This is a genomic window from Lentzea sp. NPDC037011 (assembly GCF_055607425.1).
The window spans coordinates 604,018-627,749 of sequence record NZ_JBVJRT010000004.1; the positions used below are offsets into that span (position 1 = coordinate 604,018).

Consider the following 23,732-nt stretch of genomic DNA (forward strand, 5'->3'; position numbering starts at 1 on the left):
ACCGCATGCGCATCAGCCGCAAGCCCACGGGTGCCAAGTTCTTCGAGCTGTTCACCGAGATCGGCGCGAACATCGGCAGGAGCGTGGAGCTGCTGGGCGAGTTCGTGCGGGCGCCCGCCGACCGGCGGCAGGAGCTGGCGGAGCGCATGCACGCGCTGGAGAACGCCGGTGACGACGCCACGCACGCGATCATCGAGCACCTGGACCGGTCGTTCGTCACGCCGTTCGACCGGGAGGACATCTACCGGCTCGCGGCCAGGCTGGACGACGTCGTCGACCACATGGACGCCGCGGTCGACCTGGCGACCCTCTACCGCGTGGGTGAGCTGCCCGACGGCGTGAACGCGCAGGTGGACCTGCTGTGCCGGGCCGCCCAGCTGACCGCGGCGGCCATGCCCCGGCTGGCAGAGCCGCAGGAGCTGACCGCCTACTGGGTGGACGTGAACCAGGTCGAGAACGAGGCCGACCAGGTCTACCGGCGGCTGTTGTCGGAGCTGTTCAACGGGCAGCGCGACGCCCTGGAGGTCATGAAGCTCAAGGAGGTCGTGGACGAGCTGGAGGCAGCGGCCGACGCGTTCGAGCACGTGGCGAACGCCGTGCACTCGATCGCGGTCAAGGAGGCCTGATGCTCACCGCGGGCCTGGTGCTCGTGGTGGTGCTGGCACTGGCCTTCGACTTCACCAACGGCTTCCACGACGCCGCCAACGCCATCGCCACCGCGGTCTCCACCCGTGCGCTCACCCTGCGCGCCGCACTCGCGCTCGCGGCGGTGATGAACCTGGTCGGCGCGCTGCTGGGCACCGGCGTCGCGGTCACCATCGCCTCCGGTCTCATCGACACCCCGGTCGGCGACGACGCGCTGCACGTGGTCACCGCCGCCCTGGTCGGTGCCATCGCCTGGAACCTGGTCACCTGGTACTTCGGGCTGCCGTCGTCCTCGTCGCACGCGCTGGTGGGCGGCCTGGTCGGTGCCGCGCTGGCCTCCGCGACCACGGTGCACTGGGCGGGCGTGGTGGAGAAGGTCGTGATCCCGATGGTGGTCTCACCCGTCGTCGGCCTGCTGCTCGGCTACCTGGTGATGACGGTGATCATGTGGGCGTTCCGCAACGCGAACGCGCACCGCGCGGGCCGGCTGATGCGCCGCGCCCAGGTGTTCTCCGCGGCGAGCCTCGCGCTGGGCCACGGCCTGCAGGACGCCCAGAAGAGCATGGGCGTGATCGTCCTGGCGCTGGTCGTCAGCGGCAACCAGGCCGGCTACTCGGTGCCGTTCTGGGTGATCGGGGCCTGCGCGCTGGCCCTGTCGGCCGGGACGTACGCCGGTGGTCTGCGGATCATGCGCACCCTCGGCCGGCGCATCTTCCACCTCACGCCGCCGCACGGCTTCGCCGCCGAGCTGTCCGCCTCCTCGGTGCTGTACCTGACCGCGTTCGTCTTCCACGCCCCGATCTCCACCACGCACGTCATCACCTCGGCGGTGATGGGCGTCGGCGCCACCACCCGCCGGTCCGCGGTGCGCTGGTCGGTGGCGGCGGACATCGCGAAGGGCTGGGTGCTGACGCTGCCCGCGTCCGCTACCGTCGCCGCCGGTGCCTACGGGCTCGTGGCGCTGCTCTGAGCTCCTGCCCGCGGCGGCGGCGGAGCGCTCGAAAGTTCTTCGAAGTTTTTTCGTTATTGCCGGGCGCCGGGGACATCTCCTGGTCAGAGGACCCTGGACCGGCAAGTGGGGTGGGCATGGCGGTGGCCGAGGAACCCGGCGTCGCGACGGTGGTGGCCGCACGCGACGGCGACCAGCGCGCGCTGGACGACCTGGTGAGCGGATACCTGCCCCTCGTCTACAACATCGTGGGGCACGCGCTCGGCGGTCACGCCGACACCGACGACGTGGTCCAGGAGACCATGCTGCGCGCGGTGCACGGGCTGTCCTCGCTGCGCGACCCGGCCGGGTTCCGGTCGTGGCTCGTCGTGATCGCGATGAACCAGATCCGGCTGCGGCACCGCGAAAGCCAGCGGGTCCCGGTCACCGGACCGGTCCTGGAGGACGTCGCCGACCCCGGCGCTGACTTCGTCGACCTCACGATCATGCGGTTGCAGCTGTCCGGGCAGCGGCGCGAGGTCGTCGCGGCCACCCGCTGGCTCAGCGCCGACGAACGCGAACTGCTGTCGCTGTGGTGGCTGGAGGCGGCCGGCCGGCTGACCCGCACCGAGGTCGCCGACGCGCTGGAGCTGACGCCGCAGCACACCGCCGTGCGGGTGCAGCGGGTCAAGGCGCAGCTCGACGCCGCGCGGATCGTCGTGCGGACGCTGGAGCGCACGCCGCGCTGCCCCGAGCTGGCCGAGGTCGTCGCCGACTGGGACGGTGACCCCAGCCCGTTGTGGCGCAAGCGGATCGTCCGGCACAGCCGCGGCTGCCCCCGGTGTGAGCGGTGCGGGTACGACCTGGCCGCGGTCGAGGGACTGATCGCCCGGCTGCCGCTGGTGCCGCTGCCCGCCGCGTTCGGGTTCGGGCTCGACCAGTCGGCGCTCGTCGGGACGCAGGTGAGCATCTCCCCCGTCACCACGGCGCCCGCCGCCACCACGACGTCCACGGCGGCGACCGGCAAGTTCGGGGTGTTCCTGCAGGGCGCGCTGGTCAAACCGATCGCCGCCGCGGCGGCCGCCGTGCTGGCCGCGGGCATCGTGGTCGCCGTGCTGCCCTCGAAGGAGGAACCGGTCACCCGCGCGGTGTCCGCGACCACCTCCCAGAGCGCGCCCACGACCACACCGCCGGCCATCACCACCACTCCGTCACCAGCGCCGTCCACGGCGCCGCCGTCCTCGACGACGGTGGCCGCACCGCCCGTGCCCGCCGCGGCGCCGAAACCCGTTGCGGCGTCGGCGAAGAAGGGCGTCAGCACGTGGAACTTCTCCGGCGTCGGCAAGGCGCTCACCGACGTGCGCGCCGGGTGGTACTACAACTGGGCCGTGCACCCGGACGGCATCGCCACGCCGCCGAACGTCGAGTTCGTGCCGATGATCTGGGGCGCGAAGTTCACCGACGACGCCACGATCGCCCGCGCGAAGGCCAACGGGAAGGTGCTGCTCGGGTTCAACGAGCCGGACTTCCCCGATCAGGCCAACATGACGCCGGAGCAGGCGCTCGACCTGTGGCCGAAGCTCGCCGCCACCGGGTTGCGGCTCGGCAGCCCCGCCGTCGCGCACAGCGGTGACAAGCCGGGCGGCTGGCTCGACCGGTTCATGACCGGTGCGGCCCAGCGCGGCCTGCGGGTCGACTTCATCACCGTGCACTGGTACGGGTCGGACTTCAGCGCGGCGGCCGTGCAGCACCTGAAGAACTACCTCGACGCGGTGCACGCGCGGTACGGCAAACCGGTGTGGCTCACCGAGTACTCGCTCATCGACTTCTCCGGCGGCACACCCCGCTACCCGACCCAGGCGCAGCTCGCGGCGTTCGCCCGCGGTTCCAGCGCGATGATGGAGGGCCTGCCGCACGTCGAGCGGTACGCGTGGTTCGCGCTGCCCGCCGACAAGCCCGGCACCGGCCTCTACGCCCCCGGCGGCACCCCGAACCAGGCCGGCGAGGCCTACCGCGACGCGGGCTGAGCTCCCGCTCGCGTCCGCTCGTCCCGTTCCACCCCTGTGTCAGTCCACCCTGCCCGAAAGGACTTCCGATGACCCACGCCCCCACCCCGTCACGGCTGCGGAGGCGCGTCCTGATCGCGGTCCTCGCCGTGGCCGGTGTCGCGGCGTCCGCGGTGACCGCGAACGCGATGTTCTTCTCACCGCCCAAGCCACCGCCGGCCGCGGTCGCGCCGACCACGACCACGACGCCCGCCGCGCAGACCCGCACCGCGACGGCCGTTCCCGGGACTCCCGCTCCCGCTTCCGCACCGGCGACCACCCCGGCCACCACTCCGCCCACCACCGAGGCCGTCGCTCCCCTGCCGCCGCAGGCGCCGATCCCGCCGAACGCGGTGCGCGTGGCGGAGTTCGTGGCCGAGTGCCCGTTCACCCACCGGCTGCCGGACGACCCGATCGTCTTCCCGAACCTGCCCGGTGTCTCGCACATGCACAGCTTCTTCGGCAACGTCTCCACCAACGCCCGCTCGGACGTGACGAGCCTGGGCGGCGCGACGAGCATGTGCAGCCCCAAGACCGACCTGTCGTCGTACTGGGTGCCCACCCTGCTGGTCGACGGCCAGCCCGTCGAGCCGACCGGCACCACGTTCTACTACCTCGGCGAGGGCGTGCGCGACGACGTGATCGCCCGCACCCAGCCGTTGCCGCGGGGCCTGCGGATCGTCGCGGGCAACGCCAAGGCCACCGCGCCGGACGACAGCACGCGGTCGCGCTGGTCGTGCCTGCACGCCGGTCACGTCGGCGCCTCGAAGGACTTCGTGAACTGCCCGGCCGGCACGATGATCGAGTCCTACCTGGACTTCCCGCAGTGCTGGAACGGCAAGGACCTCGACTCCGCCGACCACAAGAGCCACATGTCCTACCCGGTCGCGGGCGACTGCCCGGCCACGCACCCCGTGCCCGTGCCGAAACTGCGCCAGGTGCTGCGCTACCCGGCCAACGGCGACCCGGCGCGGTTCAGGCTGTCGTCCGGTCCCGGCTACACGATGCACGGCGACTTCTTCAACGTGTGGCCCGAGGCCGAGATGGCGCAGCGCGTGCGCGACTGCATCAACCGGATCGTCAAGTGCGGACCGGACGGCCGCCCGTAGTGCGGGTCCTGCACGTCGCGGTGGTCCTGCTGGCGGCGGTCCTGCCGACGGGGTGCGGTGCGGTGGCCGAGGCACCACCGGCCGCTGTCCCGTCGCCTGCCGTCTCGTCGCCTGCCGTCTCGTCGCCAGCCGGGCCGACCGCGACGGACCTGGCGTTCGTGGACCTCGTGATCCCGCAGAACGAGTCGGCGCTGGCCGCCTTGGCGCTGGTCGCCGGCCGTCCCGGCTCCGCGCTGCGTCCGGTGGCCGAGCAGTTCGGTGCCGGTTATCGAGCTGAGCTGGTCCAGGCCAGGGAGGTGCTCGCGCGGGCGGGCCGGCCGGAGTCCGGTGAGCACGCGGGCCACGACATGCCCGGCATGATCACGCCCGCCGAGCTGGCCGCGGCCGGCGGCGCGCGGGACGCCGACTTCGACGGGCAGCTGCGGACGTTGCTGCGTACCCAGTGCGAGGAGGCGCGGACAGTCGCCCTTGCGGAGCTGTCGGCCGGAACGAGCAGGCAGGCACTCGACCTGGGTGCGCGGATCGAGCGCAGCAGGGCGGAGTTCCTGGTGCTGCTGGGGTCGTGACCGGCTCACCGCGACGGTCATCGGGGCGGTGGTCGAGAATCGTCGCGTGTCTCCTGCGAACGACCTCGACCTCCCCCGGCTGCTGGCCACCGGCAGCACCGGCCCCGCACCCACCGAGCTGGTGGTCCCGGCCCTGCTGCTGCGCGCCCCCACCGCGACGTGGTCGGAGCTCGTCCACATCTACGTGCCGCACGGCCCGACGGTCGCGTTCAGCGGCCGTGACCTCCGTTCACCCGGCATCGCGAAGGCCACCGAGGTGGCCCGTGCGGCGGGGTTCGCGACGGTGGTGCGCTCGCCGGGCGGGCGGATGGTCGCCTACGACGCCGGTGCCGTCGTGATCGACCACCTCGACCGCACCACCGGAATCCGGCACGCCGGCAGCGCCACGTTCGCCGCCAACGCCGAGAGCCACGTGCGGGTGCTGCGCGGGCTCGGTGACGTCGACGCCCGCGTCGGCGAGGTCGACGGCGAGTACTGCCCCGGCGAGTACAGCATCAACGTGGCGGGCACCGCCAAGGTCGTGGGCTCGGCCCAGCGGGTCACCGCGACCGGGTCGCTGTTCAGCACCGTCGTCCAGGTCGCCGTGTCGGACGAGGTCCGCGCCGTGCTCACCGCGGTGTCGCAGGCGCTGGGCTACGGACTGCGGGAGAGCTCGATCGCCGGGCTGGCCGACTACGCGCCGGGGCTGTCCTCGGCGGAGGTCGCGGCGGCGTTCGCGGCGGACTACCGCGACCGGCTCGGGTTGGCCGACGGGCAGGTCCCCGCCGCGGTCGCCGCCCACGCGGCCGGGGTGGTGCCGGAGGGAGCGGGACCGTTCCACGTGGACGACTGGACCCGCGCGCACCCGGTGCCCGGCGCCTGACGCCCGATGCCGGTATCCGGGACCGATCCGCTCCGGCAACCCCGCCGCTGCCGTCAGCAGCAGCACGGCGAAGCTCAGCGCGTAGCCGTTGACCGTCCACTCCAGCTCGGTGACCGACGCGCCGAGGTCCGTTCTGACCGCCGTCAGCGCGGTCGTCACGAGCACCCACGTGCGGGTGGCCACTGTCCTTCCCCCTCTGGCTCCGGCCGGTGTCACCCGACGCCGGCACTTCGGGGGTGTGGACCCGTGGAGGCGGTGAAAGGAATCGGAAGGGTTCAGCCCAGTGCGGTGCCCTGCGGTTGCGGGCACTGGCCGCCGGGCGTGGTCAGCAGTTCGAAGTGCCACATCTCGTTGGCGAACGCCTGGCAGAGCCCGTGGTCCGCGCCGTGCTGGACCAACCAGTCCGCGGCGGCGGTCGGCCCGATGTCGATGGCGTGCCCGGTCACGTGCTTCGACTTCTCCGGCGGGTGCACGAGCTTGCGGGCCTCCTCCGCGCTGCGGTACCGCGCGGTGGCCTCGTCCAGCAGCCGCTGCTGGTACCGCTTGCTGCGCCAGCCCGACGTCACCTTCAGCTCCACCCCGCGCGCCGCGGCGTCCACGGCGGCCGCCCGCACCGCCGCGAGCAGTGCGGGGTCGAGGTTGGCGATGGCGGGGTGGTCGTTGTCCTGCAACGAGATGCTCTCGTTCTCCGGGATGCTGCCGTCACCGTCCGCCCGGGAGCTGCCACCTCCCGAGTGGACGGTGCCGGCCTCCGGCGGTGTCGCACAGGCCGTCACCACGAGCACGAGCACCACCGCGCAGGCGGTGCGAAGTCCGTTGCCGCCCGCGTGTCCCCGCATCACCACTGGTCCGTCTCCTCGTCGTCGCGCGCCGGGTGTGTCCGACGTGCTCGACGATGCCGCGCCGATGTGATCGGCCGTCGCGCAAAATGTGCTCGTTCTGCAACGACCTGTCGACGGGGTGCCCGTGAGGACCGCTCGTCCGGGAACAGCGGACCGCGCCGGGTGGGCCGGTCAGGTCACGCAGTTGCCGCGTTCCAGCTCCTTCGCGCGCCGGGCCACCTCACCCGACCACGCGAGCTGCGGCCGGCGAACCGCCGCTGCTGTACCACCGGCTCGTCCGGTCTCACTCGACGTCGTCACCGCCGAGGCCCATGCCGCCGGTCCCGCGGCCGTCCTCGTCGGGGACGTCCTCGGGGGTGTCGCTCGGCGGCCGCCGTGACACCTCGGCCTCCGTCTCGGTCAGGGGTGTGCCGCTCGCTTCCTCCGCGGCTCCCCGCTGCACCGTCTCCTCGTCCCGGTCCGGTCCCGTCACGGCACTCTCCTCCTGGAGGTCGGCTTCCGTCCGTGCGGCATACCCGGCGGCGGCGCGTTGAACCGGCGAACGCGGTGCGGACCGCGCGAACGCAGATCCGCACCGCGCTACCGGACCCGCGCGGTTGCTGGCTGTTGAACAACACTGCCGAACACAGCCCGACCACACGCGCGGTGCCGCCGCGTCCGGCGCACCGGGCCCGGCGGACCGGGAGTTCCCTGCCGGGTCCGGTGCTACGCCTGGTTCCACAGAGGACTGGGGGGTTTTCGTGATCACGATTTGGCAGCGCTCTCGCGGTCGGCCACGGCGGTGCTGCGCGGCTGCGGCCCGGTGTTCCGCGACGCCCATGCCCCCGTGCTCCGCCGCACGCGTGTGGGCAGCGGCTGCCCGCTCGTGCGCACGCGCGGAGCTGATCAGGCTCTCCCGCAACCGCTGTCGTGCCTGCGCCGCGTGCAGGCGCGCCTCGGCCGGCGCGGCCATGGCCGTGCTGACGTCACCCGAGCTCGACGCCCTGCCGGCCCGCGTCTTGAGCCGGGCCCGGCGCGACTCCAGCGCACGGATGCGCCGTTCCACTCCGTGCACCCGTACCGCACCCGTGTACCGGCGGCCGTTCCGGGTAACCACCCGCATGGCCACCGACACCGCAGGCCCGCCGGACGAGGGCCACCTCGGACTCCCCGCCGAGCGCGAGCCGGACCTGGCAGCGCACCTGACCAGAATCGCCCGTGCGCTCCAGCAGCAGCACGGCGAGCAGGAGACGATGGACGCGATCGTCCACGCCGCGGCCGGGACCATTCCGGGTGCCGAGCACGCGGGCATCATGACCGTGCTCGGCCGCAGGGAGATCCGGACCGTCGCCACGACCGGTGACCTGCCGTGCGAGGTCGACCAGGCGCAGCTCGCGTCCGGTGAGGGTCCCTGCCTGACCGCCCTGTACGACGAGAAGATCGTCTCCGTCCCCGACGTCGCCGGTGATGACCGGTGGCCCGTGTTCACCGGGAAGGCCGCGGACCTGGAGGTCGGCAGCATGCTGTCGTTCCAGCTGTTCGTGCAGGACGAGGACCTCGGCGCGCTCAACCTGTACTCCGCGCGAACGGGTGCGTTCGACGACGAGTCGTGGCACGTCGGCAGCCTGTTCGCCGGGCACGCTGCGATCGCGCTCGCCTCCGCCCAGGAACGCAGCCAGCTGAGCGCGGCGGTGGCGACCCGCGACCTGATCGGCCAGGCCAAGGGCATCCTGATGGAACGCCACCAGATCACCGCGGACCAGGCGTTCGCGGTGCTCACCCGCGCGAGCCAGCACACCAACCTCAAGCTGCGCGACATCGCCGAGCAGCTCACCAGGACCCGCCGCCTGCCCACCTGACTTGATCCAGGTCGCACACCACCCCGGGCAAGATGACGGGGTGAGTGCCCCGCGTCGAGGCCGGCCCACCGGTCCCACCGGACCGGTCATCGGCCGTGCGCTGCAACTGCTCGACGCGTTCGACGCCGAGCATCGCGAGCTGACGTTGAGCGACCTCGCGCGGCGGGCCGGGTTGCCGTTGTCGACCGCGCACCGGCTGATGCAGGAGCTGTGCGCGTGGGGTGCCGCCGAGCGGGGTGCGGACGGGCTCTACCGGATCGGGCTGCGGCTGTGGGAGCTCGGCTCGCTCGCGCCGCGCGGTCCGGGGTTGCGGGAGACCGCGTTGCCGTTCCTGGAGGACCTGTCCCAGGTCACGAGGGAGAACGTGCAGCTCGCCGTCCGGGAGGGCACCGAGGTCGTGTTCGTCGAGCGGATCGCGGGGTCGGTCGCCGTGCCGGTGCTGACCCGCGTGGGCGACCGGTTCGCGCTCACCGCCACCGGTGTCGGCCTGGTGCTGCTCGCGCACGCGCCGGTCGAGGTGCAGGAGGACGTGCTGAGCGGTCCGATCGACCGCTACACCGCCAGGACCGTCACCGATCCGGCCCAGCTGCGGCGGATGCTCGCCGCCGTCCGGTCGAACGGCTTCTCGGTCAGCGACCGGCAGGTGACCATGGACGCCCTCTCGGTCGGCGCGCCGGTCCACGACGAGCACGGCGAGGTCATCGCCGCCGTGTCGCTGGTGGTGCGGCACGGCACCATGACGCCGCACGCGCTGGCGCCGCTCGTGCGCACCAGCGCTCAGGCGATCTCCCGAGCGCTCTGCGGCTAACGGCGTCAGGGCTTCCATTTTCCGGAAACGGCGCTTCGCCGCGTGCGGTGGTCTCCGCCACGCTGTGCTCTCCCACCACGGAGCAACACCGGCGAAGGAGCCCGAATGACCGGCTTTCCGCGCGACCAGTGGTACGTCGCCGCGTACGGGTCCGAGATCGAGCACGACCTGTTCAGCCGCACCGTCTGCGGTGAGCCGATCCTGTTCTGGCGCACCCGTGGCGGTGCGGTGACGGCGATGCCGGACCGGTGCGTGCACCGGCGGTTCCCGCTGTCGCAGGCGCCGTCGCGGCTCGTCGACGACCAGGTGGTGTGCGGCTACCACGGGTTCACCTACGACGCGGGCGGCCGGTGCGTCGCCGTGCCGGGGCAAACGCGCATCCCGCGCACGGCCCGGCTGCTGCCCTACCCCGTGGTGGAGCAGGACTCGTTCGTGTGGGTGTTCATCGGCGACCCGGAGAAGGCCGACGCGGCGCGCATCCCGCGGGCGCCGTGGCTCGTCGCGCCGGACTACACGACGGTGTGCGGCATGGAGCCGTTGCAGGCCAGGTACTCGCTGCTCGTGGACAACCTGCTGGACCTCTCGCACGAGACCTACCTGCACGGCGGCTACATCGGCACCCCGGAGGTCGCGTCCACCCCGATCACGACCGAGGTCGACGAGGACGCGGGCATCATCTACGTCTCGCGGCACATGGACGACGCGGAGTGCCCGCCGTTCTACTCGAAGTCGACGGGCCTGGAGGGCCGGATCGCGCGCTGGCAGGACATCGAGTACACGCCGCCGTGCCTGTACAAGCTGCACAGCCGCATCGCGCCGGTCGGGTCCACGCCGAACCCCGACGGCACCGACCCGGACGCGTTCCACGTCGAGGTCGTGTACGCGATCACGCCGGAGACCGAGACCTCGACGCACGACTTCTGGGCCGTGGCACGGGACTTCGCGCTCGGCGACGAGGAGGTCTCGGCGTTCCTCGCGGAGAGCAACCGCACCGTCGTGCTGCAGGACGTCGTGGCGCTGAACGCGCTGGAGCAGGTCATCGCGTCCGAACCGGAGGGCTACCAGGAGCTGTCGATCAACATCGACACCGGCGGGCTGGCCGCGCGGCGGATGCTCGGGCGCCTGTGCGAGCCGGCGTGAACGCGCTCACCGGCGAGCGGGTCAACCGCGTCCACTGGGTGCCCGGCACCGACCGGCTCCGCGCGACCTGCCACTGCGCGGCGGAACGCGAGTTCGAGGGCCCGGTCGAGCTGTGGGACTGGCTGCTCGCCCACCCTGCGGGGCACACGCCGTGAAACTGCTGCTGGAACGCAAGGAACCGGTCGCCGACGGGGTGGTGCTGCTGACGTTGCGGCACCCCGCGGGCGACCCGCTGCCGCGGTGGACGCCGGGCGCGCACGTCGACCTGGTGCTCGCCGACGGGGTGGTGCGCCAGTACTCGCTGTGCGGCGACCCGGCCGACACCGCGGTCCTCCAGGTGGCCGTCCTGCTCGAACCGGGCGGCCGCGGCGGCTCGCGGCACGTGCACGAGGTGCTCACCGCCGGGCAGGAGGTCGAGGTGCACGGGCCGCGCAACCACTTCGAGCTCGTCGAGGCGAAGCGGCACCTGTTCATCGCGGGCGGCATCGGCATCACGCCGATCCTGCCGATGATCGCCGCGGTGACGGCGGCGGGAGGTGACTGGCGGCTCGTCTACGGCGGCCGGACGCGGTCCTCCATGGCGTTCCGCGCGCAGCTGGAGCACCTGCCCGCGGTGGAGCTGCGCCCCGAGGACGAGCACGGCCTGCTGGACCTGGCCGCGCTGCTGGGCGAACCCGAGGAGGGCACGGCCGTGTACTGCTGCGGCCCGGAAGGCCTGCTGGCCGCGGTCGAGCAGCACTGCGCGCGGTGGCCGGAGGGCACCCTCCACGTCGAACGGTTCGCGCCGAAGCCCGGCGCCGGCGAGGGACCGCGGCAGGACTTCGAGGTCGAGCTGGCGCAGACCGGGACCACGGTGCGGGTGCCGGCGGGACAGTCCGTGCTCGACGCCGTCGAACGGGCCGGGGTGTCCGTGCTGTCGTCCTGCCGGGAGGGCACCTGCGGCACGTGCGAGACGGGCGTGCTCGACGGCGTGCCGGACCACCGGGACTCCGTCCTCACCGCGGCCGAACAGGACTGCGGCGACGTGATGATGATCTGCGTGTCCCGGTCCCGCTCACCGCGGCTGGTGCTGGACCTCTGACCGGCGGCGCGGCTCAGGCCGGCGGTGCCAGCACGACCGCGGAGTTGTGCCCGCCCATGCCCAGCGACGACTTGATCGTGATGCCGTCCGCGACCGGTGTGGGCCCGTTGAGCAGCCGCGGGTGTCCCGGTGCGACGACCGGTGGCGCCGGGACGACCCCGCAGTCGTAGGCCATGGCCGTCACCGCGACCTCCACGGCGGACGCGGCGCCCTGGCAGTGGCCGGTCAGCGGCTTCACCGAGTAGATGCCGGTGTCCGGTCCGAACAGCTGTTCCAGCACGGCGGCCTCGGCGGCGTCGCACTGGGCCGTGCCGGGACCGTGGGCGTTGAGGTAGCGCACGTCGGCGGCGCTCACACCGGCGTTGTCGAGCGCGTCGGTGAAGCAGGTGGTGATCTGGTCGAGCCGCGGGTCGATCGAGGTCACGTGGTAGGCGTCGTGCGACATCGCGCCGCCGAGCGTCATCGCGTACGGGTTGGACGCGCGGCGCGACAGGACGAACGCCACGGACGCCTCGCCCATCACGAAGCCGCGGCTGCCCTGCTGGAACGGCCGGCACGCGTCGAGCGGCTCGGCGTCCACGATGGCCACTCCCAGGCGGACGAAGTGGGCCACGTTCTCCGGGGTGAGGGACAGGTCCGTCGCCACGAACACGACGTCGTCGACGATTCCGGCGTCCAGCCAGGCCTTGGCGGTGATGAGCCCGGCGTTGCCGGACGCGCACATCGCCGAGACGTTCATGGCCGGACCGTGGAAACCGTATTCCTGCATGAACATCGACATCGGGGTGGACGGCATCAACGCCAGGTAGTCGTGCACCGGCAGATCGCCACCGCGCGTGACGTAGAACTCGCGCCACAGGTCGACCTCGCCGAGCACGACGGCGTGCAGCAGACCGACCCGGCGCCCCGGCTGCCAGCCGCGCGCACCGGCGTCCTCGACCGCCTCCCTGGCCGCGGCCCGCATGGCCTGGGTGAACCGGCTCGGCCCGTCGGCCGGGTCACCGCCCTCGCCCACGCACGCCGCCCAGACGGTGTCGCCGGGGAAACGGGCCAGCTCAGGCACCACGACGGCGGCCGGTCTCCCGCTCACCAGACCGTCCCAGAGCGACTGGCGGCCCCAGCCGTACGCGCTGACGACGCCGATTCCGCAGACACCCACACCACGCGCGACCATATCCCGCTCCCCCACACCGAGGGCCGACACCTCACACCAGCATAAACGGGTCGGTCGGCTCGCGAACACATCAATCGGCAGTCTACAATGGACTGTTGACGGGACCCCTGGCCGCCCGTCGCTCCCGGCGACCGGATATAACGGCTCACCGTGTTCACGCCAGACGGGTGCGGCTCTGGCACGGTGTGTAGTAGGACTTCACGATGGCCACGCCACCGCGAGTCCGGGGGACGATCGGATCTGGGAGCGACGACGTGAGCGGCCTGACCGGCGACGCCGAGTTCGACCACGAGCTGCTGGCCGACCTCGCGCTCTCGGTCGGTGCCGCCGTGGCGTGGTGGCTGGACCTGGGCACCGACCGGTTCGGCTGGACGGCGGGCCTCGACTCGGTGCTCGGCCTGCCCGGTGCGGACGCCGACGCCGTGCGCGCCCGGCTGACCGAGCTCGTCGCGCCGCTGACCGTGGCGGCGCGGGCGGCCTCGGCGTGGCAGGAGTTCGAGCTGGAGCAGCCGCTGGAGACCCCCGGCGGCCGGCGCTGGCTGCTGTTCCACGCCCGCGTCTCGGCCCGCGGTGGTGAGCGGGCGCTGGTCGGCGTCGCCGCGGACGTGACCCGGCGGCACGCCCAGCAGCAGGAGCTGGCCGACCTCGCCGACCGCTACCGGCTGCTGGTGGACCTGTCGCCGGACGCGATCGTGGTGCACGAGGCCGGTGTGCTCGTGTACGCGAACCCGACAGCGGTCCGGTTCGTGCGGGCGCAGTCCGAGGGCGACCTGCTCGGGCGGCCGATCACCGACTTCGTCCACCCGGACTCGCAGTCCGACATGCTGCGGCGGATCGAGAAGCTGACCGTGCCGGGCGCGACCAGCGACCCCGCGGACGCCGTGCTGCTGCGGCGCGGCGGCGGCACCCTGGACGTCGAGTCGGTGTCGGTGCGCACGACCTGGGAGGGCCGGCCGGCGTTCCAGGTGATCATGCGGGACGTCACCGAGCAGAAGGCGGCCGCCGCGGCGCTGACCTACCAGGCCGCGCTCGTCGCGCACGTCAGCGACGCGTTGATCGCCACCACCGCGGACGGCGTCGTGACCAGCTGGAACCCCAGCGCCGAGCACGTCTACGGGCACCGCGCGGCCGACGCGATCGGGCAGCCCATCGGCGCCGTGGTCGGCGCCGCGCTGTACCCGGCCGCCGTGTTGGAGGCGGGTGGCGTGGCCCAGGCGGAGCACCACCGCTCCGACGGCGAGGCGCTGGCGGTGCGGGTGTCCGTGGCGCGGATGGCCGACGGCTACGTGCTGATCTGCGCTGACGAGACCGCGCGCCGCCGGGCCGAGCGCCACTTCACGGCCGTGGTCGCCGCGATCGAGGAGGGCGTGCTGGTGGTCGGCCCGACCGGCCTGGTCGAGTCGGTCAACCCGGCGGCCGAACGGATTCTCGGCGTGCGCGCGCAGGACGCCATCGGTCAGGCGGCGTCGCTGACCGAGCTGCACGACGAGGCGGGCCGTCCGGTGCCGGTGGACCAGTTCCCGTCCGCGATCACCAGGGCGACGGGCCGCTCGCAGCACGGCCGCATCCTGCGCGCGCTGCGGCCGGACGGCACCCGCGTCTGGCTGTCGCTGAGCGCCCGCGCGCTCAACCAGGACGGCCGGCTGCCGTCGGCGACGGTCGTGTCGTTCACCGACATCACCGAGCGCCGCCTGATGGACAGCAGGCTGGAGCACGAGGCGACGCACGACGCGCTGACCGGCCTGTGCAACCGCACGGTGACGATCAACCGGCTCAGCCCGGCCGCGCGGGCGCACCGCTCGGGGCTCACCGCGGTGCTGTTCATCGACCTGGACAAGTTCAAGGTCATCAACGACTCGCTGGGCCACAGCGCAGGCGACGAGGTGCTGCGGGTCGTCGGCACGCGGCTGAGCCGCAGCTCCCGCCGGGGTGACGTGGTGGGCAGGCTCGGCGGCGACGAGTTCACCGTCATCGCCTACGGCGTGGCCGGCCCCGAGGAGGCGCACGCACTGGCCGGCCACGTGCGCGCCGAGCTCAACCGGCCGATCACCGTGCAGGGCCGGCAGCTGCACGTCGACGCGAGCGTGGGCATCGTGCTCGCCGACCCGAGCGACGCCCGCGACGGTGCTGACCTGCTGCGCGACGCCGACCTCGCCATGTACCGGGCGAAGACCGACGGCCGCGGTCGCATCGCGTTCTTCGACGTGGAGCTGCGCGACCGCATCCAGCGCCGGCTGCAGCTGGAGCAGGACCTGCGCCGCGCGCCGCTGAGCGACCAGCTGTGGCTCGCCTACCAGCCGATCATCGACGTCGCCACGGGCCGCCGCACGGCCGTGGAGGGCCTGCTGCGCTGGACGCACCCCCGCTACGGCCTCATCTCCCCCGGCGAGTTCATCACGCTCGCCGAGGAGAGCGACCTGATCAACATCATCGGCGCGCACATGCTGCACACCGCGACCCGCGAGCTCGCCGTGCTGGCCCCGCACCTGCAGCTGACCGTGAACCTGTCGGCCCGCCAGCTCGACGACCCGTGGCTCGTCTCGGCCATCCGGCACGCCACCCACGAGGCGGGCCTGCCCCCGGAGTCGCTCTGCCTGGAGATCACCGAGAGCGCCCTGATGCGCGACCCCGCACTGGCCGCCCGCACCCTGTCGGCGCTGCGCGACCTGGGCGTGCGGCTCGCGATCGACGACTTCGGCACCGGCTACTCCTCGCTCGCCCAGCTGCTCACCCTGCCGCTGGACACGCTCAAGATCGACCGGTCGTTCACGTCGGGCCTGGGCCGGTCCGCGGAGGCCGAGGCGATCGTCACGAGCATCATCGCCATGGCCCACGCGGTCGACCTGAGCGTCATCGCGGAAGGGGTGGAGCAGGCCGAGCAGCTCGACGTGCTGCGCGAGCTGGGCTGCGACCAGGCGCAGGGGTTCCTGCTGGGCCGGCCGGTGCCGCTGGCCGACCTGTGAGCCGCGGCCGGACCCGTCCGGCCGCGACCCGCCCCGCAGCGGCTACCCGAGCCGCCACTGCTGGTTCGGCTGCCCCGAGCACGACCACAGCACCAGCAGCGTCCCGTTGGCCGTGGCCCGGCCGGAGGCGTCCAGGCACAGGTTCGACGCCGCGTTGGTGATGGTCCCGTCGGCGTTGACGTTCCACTGCTGGTTCGCGCCGCCGGAGCAGTCCCAGGTCACGACCTTCGTGCCGTTGGTGGTGCCCCAGCCGTAGGCGTCGAGGCACTTGGAGCCGTACCCGACCAGCTGCTTGCCCGCGGTGTACGTCCAGCCCTGGTTGGCGCCGCCGTGGCAGTCCCACAGCTGCGCCTGGGCACCGTTCGCCGTGCTCGACCCCGGCACGTCCGCGCAGCGGCCCGAGGGCACGCCCACCAGCCGCTTGCCCGCGGCCACGGGGTCGCCGATGGCGCCCGGCACGGCCCGCAGCGCGGAGTACCAGGTGGCGGCCATCTTGTCGTAGCCGGTCGCGGTCGGGTGGACGCCGTCGATCAGGTCGCCGGTGGTGAGGGCGGCGTGCATGTCCACGAGGTGCACCTTCTTGCCCGCGTTCACCTTGCTCTGCACCATGCCGGGGATCGTGGCGTTGAACGAGCGCGCCGCCGCCTCCTGCGACTGGTTGGCCAGCGGGATGATCGTCGCGACGAACACGTCGGCGTTCGGCACGGTCGCGGTGATCCGGTCGACCAGCGCCGACAGGCGGCCGGGTGCGCCGGCGACGTTGTAGTTCTGGAGCACGTCGTTGGTGCCGATGTGCAGCAGCACGGTGCGCGGGGTCGTGTTGCGCAGCCAGCCGGTGATGTTCGCGTCGATCTGGTCGATGCGCCAGCCGGGGTGCCCCTGGTGGTCGTGGTCGCCCAGCGAGGCGGGGCCGTTGAACTGCGAGCCGACGAAGTCCACCCGGTACCCACCGCCGCCGAACCGCTGCCAGAGCCCGATCCGGTAGCCGCCGGGCACCTGGGTGCCCTCGGTGATCGAGTCGCCCAGCGGCATCACCCGCGTGCCGCCGTTGGACTCGGCGACCGCCGGTGTGGCGGGCAGCAGCGCGGCGGCGACCACCGCGGCAGCCGCCCAGACGGCCTGCCAGGACTTCCTCGGCATCGCGTTCTCCCCTCGCAGCACAACGTTAAGTGAGCGTTAACATTGCAGAGCCGCGCCGGGTCACGTCAAGAACGCGGGCCTGTCACCATCGAATCGATTCGACATCCTCGACGCGGCGCTGTGAGCGCTCACATCATCCGGCGACCCGGTACCGGCCCAGCACCATCTGGGCCAGCTCGTCGGCGACCTCGTCCAGCGTCGCGTCGACCCACCCGACGACCCAGTCGTGCATGAGCCCGTTGACGGCGCCGATGATGGCCGCGGCCGTGGTGCGGTGGTTGCCGGGCGGGATCTCGCCGCGCGCGACGGCCTCCCCCGCCAGCCGGTCGATCAGCTCCACCCACAGCGCGCGCCGTTCGAGCCGCTGGCGGTCCATCCGCGGGCTGACGCCGACCACCTCGACGTAGGCGATGCGGGCGTGCCGCAGGTCGGCGCACGCGCCCTTCACGTAGGCGCGCACGGCCAGCGGCAGGAACTCGGCCGTGCTCAGGTGCAGCAGCCGCGGCAGGGCCTCGGCGACCGCGCCCGCCGCCACGTCGTTGACGTGCAGGTGCAGGTCGGCGAGCAGGTCCTCCAGAGTGCGGAACTCCTCGTAGAACTGGCGGCTGGACAGCCCCGCCGCCTTGCACAGGTCACCGAGCCGGGTGCCCCGGTAACCGGGCCCCGCGCCGAACATCTCCAGACCGGCCTGCCGGAACCGCTCGCGCCGCTCTTCCCGGCGCTGCGCCGCGTCCTTGCCGCCGTAGCGCCCCTCCGCCGGGGTGATCCTGCCTGCCACGGCACCTCCGTCGACTGGCCCGCGGCGGTTGCGCCCCGCAGGTCTTGTGGTCGGCGTCACTCCGACCCTACTATCCAGTAGCAAGATCTGAACTCGGCCGATTTCAGATCTTCCCACGGGGTGAGTTCCCCTCCGAGACCCTGCGAACCTCGTCCCGGCCGCGGAGCCCGCCCGCGTTCCCGCCCCTCCCGGGGCACCGACTTCACTCGGAGAAGCGATGACCGCCAGTTCCGACCTTGCACGGAAAGCCCTTTCCGGGAGCGCTCTCACGCGCCGCGTCACCCGCGTCGCCGCCGCGGTGACCGTTCTCGCCGCTTGCGTCACCACGCCGGCCGCCGCCGCGGGCGCTGCCCCCGACCTGCGCGAGGTGATGTTCGTCGGCAACAACTGGGACGGCACCGCCGACGTCGTCAAGTCCACCGGCGACTTCGCGAGGATCGGTCGCCTCAACGTGATCCCCGACAAGACCCAGCGGCTCACCGAGATCTACCTCAACCCGATCAAGCTCGCGTTCTTCCTCGGCATCCGGCAGGGACCGGGTGAAGGCCACGACCAGTTCGTGGACGACATGTACGCCACGCCCGACGGCACGGCCATGGTCGTCTCCCGCCCGAGCTTCGCCGACGTCGTCTCGATCGAGCTCGCCACCGGCCGGGTCAGGTGGCGGTTCCCGGTGTCGGGCTTCCGCTCCGACCACATGGCCGTCTCCCCCGACGGCACCAGGGTCGCGGTGTCGGCGTCGACCTCCAACACCGTGCACGTGCTGGACATCGACACCGGCCGCCAGCTCGGCTCGTTCCGCACCGGCGACAAGCCGCACGAGAACGTCTTCACCAACGGTGGCCGCTACCTCTGGAACATGTCGATCGGCGAGGTCAACAACGACTTCGACGCCCCGGACCAGGACTGGCTGAAGGGCGACCGGCACATCACCGTGGTCGACACGACCACGTTCCAGACCGTCAAGACGATCGACATGCGCGCCCGGCTCGACGCGTTCGGCCGCGGCGACCTGTCGAACTCGGTGCGGCCCGCGGTGTTCAGCCCGGACCAGCAGAAGCTGTACTTCCAGGTGTCGTTCTTCAACGGCTTCGTCGAGTACGACGTGGCCACCGACCGGGTCACCCGCGTGAAGACGCTGCCGAAGAACCCGAACACGAGCGACGACCGCAAGACGTTCGTCAACGACTCGCGCCACCACGGCCTGTCCATGAGCCCCGACGGCAGCAAGCTCTGCGTCGCCGGGACGATGGACGACTACGCCGCGGTGGTCGACCGCGCGACGCTCGACCAGGGCCCGCTCGTCACCGCCGCCAAGCCCTACTGGGCCACGGTCAGCGGGGACGGCCGCGCGTGCGTGATCTCCGAGAGCGGCTCCGACCAGATCACCGCGATCGACTTCGCCTCCGGGCAGAAGATCGTCTCGGTGCCGGTCGGCGACCACCCGCAGCGCGTCCGCATCGCCCGCATCACCGCCGGGTGGACGGGTCCGACCCGCTGACGACGCGGCCGGGACGCGCGGTCCGGTCCGGCGTGCTGCCCGCCGCCGTCAGCTGGGCGAGCAGCGCCAGCGCGGCCTGCGACGACGACCCGGCCGGTGCGGTGGCGACCACGACGTTCGGCCCGCTGCCGTTGCCCAGCGTCTGCTGGGTGGCGGTGAGCGGGCGGTGCAGCGGGTCGCGCCGCGGGACTGGCGCTCGCGCCTGTCCCCCGCGCTCACCGAGGTGCCGCGGATCACCGGCAGGCCCGGTGCGCCGGTGATCTCGCTGCACGGTCTGGGCGACCTGTTCGTGCCGTTCTCGATGGAGCAGGACTACCGAGCGGACGTCGCCCGCAACGGCCAGTCGCGGTGGCTGGTGCAGCGGGCGATCCGGACCGTGGACCACTGCGAGTTCTCGCCGGCCGAGGTCGACACGGCGTGGGACGACCTCGTGGCGTGGGCAGGCCGGGGCACGCGACCGGCCGGTGACGCGGTGGGTGACCGCGGCACCGTCGCCGCCGCCGCGTTCGGCTGCCGGTTCACCGACCGCGCCGCCCACACCGGTCCCGGCACCGCCGGTTGTTCCCGGCCTGCACCTGACCGCTCTCACCACCCGTCCAGCGAGGTGTAGAGCATCCCGCCCGCGATGGCCGTGAACACCCCGGCCATTGCGAGCTCGCCCACGAGTCCCCAGCCGCCGGGCCAGCCGTACGCCAGTGCGTGGGTCGTCGCGGACACGGGCACGAAGCTCAGGAACATCCAGGCGAACGTGCGGAACGCCAGCATGAACAGTCCGTCCCACCACCCGAGGAACAACCCCCACAGCAGCACACCCAGGCCGAGGAAGCCCAAGTGCAGCCACCAGCGCAGGGTCGAGCCGGACGTGGGCAGGAACCAGGCCTCCGCGCCCGTCACCTGCACGCCGACCACCTCGCCGCGCCACAGCCGCAGCTCGGCCGCGTCGCCCTCGCGGGCCTTGGAGTAGAAGTCGGACGGCACGTCGCGGGCCCGCCGGGAACCGTCGGCCCGCTGCCAGGTGACCTCGAAGTGGGTGGTGGTCGTGGTGGTCGAGTGACCGTTGGCGTCGGTCTGGGTCGACGTCGTGGTGTAAGTGCGCCGGTCGGCGATCGAACCCCGCTCGGTCTCGAAGCACCCGCCCCCACCCTGCTCGCACGCCGCGACCGCGCGGAACTCGCGCGTCTGCCGGTAGGGCTCCGCACCACCGATGAGCGCCACGACCAGGACGCCCAGACCACACGCCGTGACGAGCCACCGGACCGGGGACCTGCCGGGCAACGAGACTCGCGGCAGGCTGCGGCGCCGCCAACGCACCTTCACGGCATTCGATGCTAGTGCTACCGGCGGTGCCGGCGAATGGACAATTCAGTGACAGAAAAGGACTTCCGCCACTGGTCCACTTCCGTCAGCGCAACTCCTGCCGCGCCCACTCGGCGAAACTCGTGAGCGGCAGCCCCAGCTCCCGGGCGAACTCGGGACGGCCCACCATCGGGGTCTCGTTCAACCGGTCGTGACCGGCCCCCATCTCCGGCATCCCGGCGGCGAACGCCTGCTCCTGCGTCAGGTCCGGCGCGGCCAGCTCCCGGCCGAGCACCTCCGAGAGGACCGCGGCGATCTCGGTCATCGACAGGTGGTCGCTCGCGAGCTCCAGCTCCACCCGGTCGAACCGCTGCGGGTCCGCGACGGCCGCGGTCACCACCGTGCCGATGTCCCGCACGGCGACCAGCGACAGCCGGGTCGCGGGCTTGACCATGCTGACCAGGCCGCCCTCGACGCCGCGCGGGAACAGGAACGCCGACGACGGCAGGAAGTTCTCCATGAAGAAGCCGGGCTTGAGCAGCGTCCAGCGCTCGAACCCGGCCGCGCGCAACCGGTCCTGGACGGCGGCCTTGGTGGTCATCGCCGCGGCCCTGATCGGGTAGCGCTCGTCGACGACCTCCCGGTCAGCACCGTCCACCGTGGTCTGGATGAACTGCCGGACGCCCTGCTCCCGTGCGACCTCCATCAGGGTGACCGCCTGCGCGAGCTCGCCCGCGAAGTCGAACCCCCGCTCGGTCAGCGCGGCCATCTGCACGGAGAACACCGCGCGGACGCCCTTGGCGGCACGGGACAGCGACTCGCGGTCGTCCAGGTCGCCGGCCACGAGCTCGACCCCCAGTGCCTTGGCGCGATCGGCGTCCGGGTCGCGGACGAGCGCGCGCACCGGAACACCCGCCGCGGTCAACGCACGGACGGCGGCGCCGCCCTGCTTGCCGGTGGCTCCTGTCACCAGAACTGGTGCGGACATGACACTCCTCAACAGCGAGAACGTAAACGGCGGGGCCCGCCGTTTATCGCTCGGCTACGATATGGCGGCCCCCGCCGTTTACGCAAGCACGAGGTTCCCATGGTCGAGAACCAGCGCGCCGACGCCCGGCGCAACCACGAGCGGATCCTCGCCGTGGCCGAGCAGGAGGTCGCCGCCCACGGCGCGAGCGCGTCGCTGGAGCAGATCGCCCGCGTCGCCGGCGTCGGTTCGGCGACCGTGCGCCGCCACTTCCCCACCCGCCAGGCGCTGCTGGAAGCCGTGTCGTGGCACCGGGTCCAGGCACTGTGCGACCGCGCCCGCGAGCTGACGGGGACCGGTGACAGCAGGGACGCGCTGCTCGCGTGGCTGACCGAGGTGGTGGCGTACTGCGTCACCGCACGCGGACTCGCCACGGCACTGGCCTACGAGGGCGACCCGGTGCACGGCAACTCGTGCGCGGGAGCCCTGGAGGAGGCGGCGGAACCGTTGCTGCGCAAGGCGATCGAGGACGGCGCGGTCGCGCGGGACGTCACGGTCGTCGAGCTGGTGACGTTGGTCGTGGGGATCGCGATGGCCACCGAGGGGCACCAGGACCCGGCCGCCGCGGCGCACCGGTTGTTCGCGCTCGCCGTGGCGGGGATCGGCCCCTCCCGCTGAGCGGGGTGGTCCCAGCAGGTGAGCGTTCACCCGGAACGATCGGGAGGCGAGGTAGCGTCCGTCGCTGTGCCCCCGGTACCGCCATCGGGGTGCGTTCGCCGAGCAGTGAGGAGACGAGCCGTGCGCCGTCGTATGCGTGGCACCGCCGTTGCCGCGATCGCGTTGACCAGCCTGATGGTGGTGAGCGCCTGCGCGAAGGACTCCGGGAGCGGCGGCACCGCGTCGACGTCCACCGGCGCGGCCTGCGAGCTCGCCACCCCGCCCACCGCACCCCCCGCGGCGAGCACCAGCGCGAAGAACAGTGAGAAGGTCGACGGCAGCGCGCTCAAGATCGGCCTGGCCTACGACATCGGCGGCCGCGGCGACGCGTCGTTCAACGACCTCGCCGCCCTCGGCTTCGACCAGGCGATCAAGGACCTCGGGGTGAAGAAGGAGAACACCCGCGAGCTCTCCGCCGCGCCCAACGAGGACGAGACCGCCAAGCAGACCCGCCTGCGCCAGCTCGCGAGCGAGGGCTTCAACCCGATCGTCGGCGTCGGCTTCGCCTACACCGAGTCGCTGAAGGTCGTGGCCCCGGAGTTCCCGAACGTCCGCTTCGGCCTGGTCGACTCGGCCGTCGAGGGTGCCCCCAACGTCACGCCGCTCGTGTTCGCCGAGCAGGAGGGCGCGTTCCTGGCCGGCGTCGTGGCCGCGTACCAGAGCAAGAACTGCCACGTGGGCTTCGTCGGCGGTGTCGACATCCCGCTGATCCAGAAGTTCGAGGCCGGCTACGCCCAGGGCGCGCGCACCGCGGCCCCGAAGGTCAAGCTGGACAAGAAGTACATCACCCCGGCCGGCGACTTCACCGGCTTCCAGGACCCGCCGAAGGGCCAGGAGGTCGCGAAGGGCCTGATCGACAAGGGCGCCGACGTCCTCTACCCCGCCGCGGGCGCCTCCGGCATCGGTGTCTTCGCCGCGGTGAAGCAGGCGGGTGTCCTCGCCGTCGGCTGCGACGCCGACCAGTACAACCAGCCCGCGCTGGCCGCCAACCGGGACGTGATCGTCGCGTCCAGCCTCAAGCGCGTGGACGTGGCGGTGTACGACTTCTACCGCGCCGCCGCGAAGAACGACCTCGCGTCACTGCCGAAGGTCTTCGACCTCAAGGTCGACGGCATGGGCTACGCGACGTCGGGCGGGAAGGTCGACGAGAAGCTCAAGGGCGTCCTGGAGGCGTACAAGGCGCAGATCGTCGAGGGCAAGATCAAGGTGGCGCAGCAGCCCTGACCGCGGCGCACCCGTTCCCGGGGCACACGTCACCTGACCGGTGCCCCGATGGGAGGGTGCCCGATGGGCACTTCGGCGGCGATCAGGTGATCCCCGAGTCGCCGCCGG

General features: G+C 72.5%; 24 protein-coding genes. 16 read left to right on the forward strand and 8 right to left on the reverse strand.

What is annotated here, in order from left to right:
- Positions 1 to 5: 5 nt before the first annotated feature.
- The 6 genes from ACZ7CH_RS14615 (at position 6) to ACZ7CH_RS14640 (ending at position 6,155) form a co-directional block, all read left to right on the forward strand.
- Positions 6 to 626, forward strand: coding sequence for a DUF47 domain-containing protein (locus tag ACZ7CH_RS14615; RefSeq protein WP_360384090.1), 621 nt, complete (start codon positions 6 to 8; stop codon positions 624 to 626).
- Positions 626 to 1,615, forward strand: coding sequence for an inorganic phosphate transporter (locus ACZ7CH_RS14620; protein WP_458432506.1), 990 nt, complete (start codon positions 626 to 628; stop codon positions 1,613 to 1,615). The genes ACZ7CH_RS14615 and ACZ7CH_RS14620 overlap by 1 nt, the downstream gene beginning before the upstream one ends.
- 116 nt (positions 1,616 to 1,731) lie before the next feature.
- Complete coding sequence (locus tag ACZ7CH_RS14625; protein ID WP_470374105.1) at positions 1,732 to 3,600, forward strand: sigma-70 family RNA polymerase sigma factor; 1,869 nt, start codon at positions 1,732 to 1,734, stop codon at positions 3,598 to 3,600.
- 68 nt (positions 3,601 to 3,668) lie between these two features.
- Positions 3,669 to 4,727, forward strand: coding sequence for a DUF1996 domain-containing protein (locus ACZ7CH_RS14630; protein WP_470374106.1), 1,059 nt, complete (start codon positions 3,669 to 3,671; stop codon positions 4,725 to 4,727).
- Positions 4,727 to 5,293 (forward strand): DUF305 domain-containing protein, encoded by a 567-nt coding sequence (locus ACZ7CH_RS14635; RefSeq protein WP_470374107.1) that lies wholly within the window; start codon positions 4,727 to 4,729, stop codon positions 5,291 to 5,293. The genes ACZ7CH_RS14630 and ACZ7CH_RS14635 overlap by 1 nt, the downstream gene beginning before the upstream one ends.
- A gap of 46 nt (positions 5,294 to 5,339) precedes the next feature.
- On the forward strand, positions 5,340 to 6,155 hold the full coding sequence (locus ACZ7CH_RS14640) for a lipoyl protein ligase domain-containing protein (RefSeq protein WP_470374108.1): 816 nt from the start codon (positions 5,340 to 5,342) through the stop codon (positions 6,153 to 6,155).
- A 275-nt stretch (positions 6,156 to 6,430) separates the two neighbouring features.
- Here the strand turns inward: ACZ7CH_RS14640 and ACZ7CH_RS14645 are convergent, their stop codons facing one another.
- Complete coding sequence (locus ACZ7CH_RS14645) at positions 6,431 to 6,994, reverse strand: M15 family metallopeptidase (protein ID WP_470374194.1); 564 nt, start codon at positions 6,992 to 6,994, stop codon at positions 6,431 to 6,433.
- A 286-nt stretch (positions 6,995 to 7,280) separates the two neighbouring features.
- On the reverse strand, positions 7,281 to 7,469 hold the full coding sequence (locus tag ACZ7CH_RS14650; protein WP_360384110.1) for a hypothetical protein: 189 nt from the start codon (positions 7,467 to 7,469) through the stop codon (positions 7,281 to 7,283).
- 346 nt (positions 7,470 to 7,815) lie between these two features.
- Here ACZ7CH_RS14650 and ACZ7CH_RS14655 point away from each other — a divergent pair, with 346 nt between their 5' ends.
- From ACZ7CH_RS14655 to ACZ7CH_RS14675, 5 genes are all read left to right on the forward strand, one after another.
- Positions 7,816 to 8,835 carry a GAF and ANTAR domain-containing protein gene (locus tag ACZ7CH_RS14655; protein WP_470374109.1) on the forward strand — a complete coding sequence of 340 codons (1,020 nt, stop codon included), beginning with the start codon at positions 7,816 to 7,818 and terminating at the stop codon, positions 8,833 to 8,835.
- A gap of 40 nt (positions 8,836 to 8,875) precedes the next feature.
- Positions 8,876 to 9,643, forward strand: coding sequence for an IclR family transcriptional regulator (locus tag ACZ7CH_RS14660; protein WP_470374110.1), 768 nt, complete (start codon positions 8,876 to 8,878; stop codon positions 9,641 to 9,643).
- Between the two features lie 105 nt (positions 9,644 to 9,748).
- Positions 9,749 to 10,783, forward strand: a complete 1,035-nt coding sequence (locus ACZ7CH_RS14665) for a Rieske 2Fe-2S domain-containing protein (RefSeq protein WP_470374111.1) — start codon at positions 9,749 to 9,751, stop codon at positions 10,781 to 10,783.
- Positions 10,780 to 10,938: a hypothetical protein gene (locus ACZ7CH_RS14670; protein WP_360384125.1), complete on the forward strand. Its 159-nt coding sequence runs from the start codon at positions 10,780 to 10,782 to the stop codon at positions 10,936 to 10,938. The genes ACZ7CH_RS14665 and ACZ7CH_RS14670 overlap by 4 nt, the downstream gene beginning before the upstream one ends.
- Complete coding sequence (locus ACZ7CH_RS14675; protein ID WP_360384128.1) at positions 10,935 to 11,864, forward strand: PDR/VanB family oxidoreductase; 930 nt, start codon at positions 10,935 to 10,937, stop codon at positions 11,862 to 11,864. The genes ACZ7CH_RS14670 and ACZ7CH_RS14675 overlap by 4 nt, the downstream gene beginning before the upstream one ends.
- Positions 11,865 to 11,877: 13 nt before the next feature.
- Here the strand turns inward: ACZ7CH_RS14675 and ACZ7CH_RS14680 are convergent, their stop codons facing one another.
- A complete protein-coding gene (locus ACZ7CH_RS14680; RefSeq protein WP_360384131.1) occupies positions 11,878 to 13,038 on the reverse strand; it encodes a beta-ketoacyl synthase N-terminal-like domain-containing protein in 1,161 nt (386 codons plus the stop codon).
- Positions 13,039 to 13,241: 203 nt separating this feature from the next.
- Between ACZ7CH_RS14680 and ACZ7CH_RS14685 the strand changes: the two genes are divergently transcribed.
- Positions 13,242 to 16,001, forward strand: a complete 2,760-nt coding sequence (locus ACZ7CH_RS14685; protein WP_470374112.1) for a sensor domain-containing protein — start codon at positions 13,242 to 13,244, stop codon at positions 15,999 to 16,001.
- 42 nt (positions 16,002 to 16,043) lie between these two features.
- Here the strand turns inward: ACZ7CH_RS14685 and ACZ7CH_RS14690 are convergent, their stop codons facing one another.
- Together ACZ7CH_RS14690 and ACZ7CH_RS14695 are read right to left on the reverse strand one after the other, a co-directional pair.
- Positions 16,044 to 17,141, reverse strand: a complete 1,098-nt coding sequence (locus ACZ7CH_RS14690; RefSeq protein ID WP_470374113.1) for a ricin-type beta-trefoil lectin domain protein — start codon at positions 17,139 to 17,141, stop codon at positions 16,044 to 16,046.
- 133 nt (positions 17,142 to 17,274) lie between these two features.
- Complete coding sequence (locus tag ACZ7CH_RS14695; RefSeq protein WP_360384140.1) at positions 17,275 to 17,919, reverse strand: TetR/AcrR family transcriptional regulator; 645 nt, start codon at positions 17,917 to 17,919, stop codon at positions 17,275 to 17,277.
- A gap of 217 nt (positions 17,920 to 18,136) precedes the next feature.
- Between ACZ7CH_RS14695 and ACZ7CH_RS14700 the strand changes: the two genes are divergently transcribed.
- Positions 18,137 to 19,420: a YncE family protein gene (locus ACZ7CH_RS14700; RefSeq protein ID WP_470374114.1), complete on the forward strand. Its 1,284-nt coding sequence runs from the start codon at positions 18,137 to 18,139 to the stop codon at positions 19,418 to 19,420.
- Here ACZ7CH_RS14700 and ACZ7CH_RS14705 read toward each other — a convergent pair.
- Positions 19,389 to 19,691 carry a hypothetical protein gene (locus tag ACZ7CH_RS14705; protein ID WP_470374115.1) on the reverse strand — a complete coding sequence of 101 codons (303 nt, stop codon included), beginning with the start codon at positions 19,689 to 19,691 and terminating at the stop codon, positions 19,389 to 19,391. The genes ACZ7CH_RS14700 and ACZ7CH_RS14705 overlap by 32 nt on opposite strands.
- On the opposite strand from ACZ7CH_RS14705, the gene ACZ7CH_RS14710 reads away from it, so the two are divergent.
- A complete protein-coding gene (locus tag ACZ7CH_RS14710; RefSeq protein ID WP_470374116.1) occupies positions 19,677 to 20,030 on the forward strand; it encodes a hypothetical protein in 354 nt (117 codons plus the stop codon). The two genes, ACZ7CH_RS14705 and ACZ7CH_RS14710, sit on opposite strands and share 15 nt — an antisense overlap.
- On the opposite strand, the gene ACZ7CH_RS14715 is transcribed toward ACZ7CH_RS14710, so the two are convergent.
- Positions 20,006 to 20,737: a hypothetical protein gene (locus tag ACZ7CH_RS14715; protein WP_470374117.1), complete on the reverse strand. Its 732-nt coding sequence runs from the start codon at positions 20,735 to 20,737 to the stop codon at positions 20,006 to 20,008. The genes ACZ7CH_RS14710 and ACZ7CH_RS14715 overlap by 25 nt on opposite strands.
- Before the next feature lie 85 nt (positions 20,738 to 20,822).
- The gene (locus ACZ7CH_RS14720) at positions 20,823 to 21,704 is read right to left on the reverse strand and encodes an NmrA/HSCARG family protein (protein WP_470374118.1); all 882 of its coding nucleotides are present in this window, start codon (positions 21,702 to 21,704) and stop codon (positions 20,823 to 20,825) included.
- Positions 21,705 to 21,803: 99 nt separating this feature from the next.
- Here ACZ7CH_RS14720 and ACZ7CH_RS14725 point away from each other — a divergent pair, with 99 nt between their 5' ends.
- Both ACZ7CH_RS14725 and ACZ7CH_RS14730 read left to right on the forward strand, forming a co-directional pair.
- Positions 21,804 to 22,361 (forward strand): TetR/AcrR family transcriptional regulator, encoded by a 558-nt coding sequence (locus ACZ7CH_RS14725; protein WP_458432526.1) that lies wholly within the window; start codon positions 21,804 to 21,806, stop codon positions 22,359 to 22,361.
- Between the two features lie 132 nt (positions 22,362 to 22,493).
- Positions 22,494 to 23,624 (forward strand): BMP family lipoprotein, encoded by a 1,131-nt coding sequence (locus ACZ7CH_RS14730; protein ID WP_470374195.1) that lies wholly within the window; start codon positions 22,494 to 22,496, stop codon positions 23,622 to 23,624.
- Positions 23,625 to 23,732 lie beyond the last annotated feature (108 nt).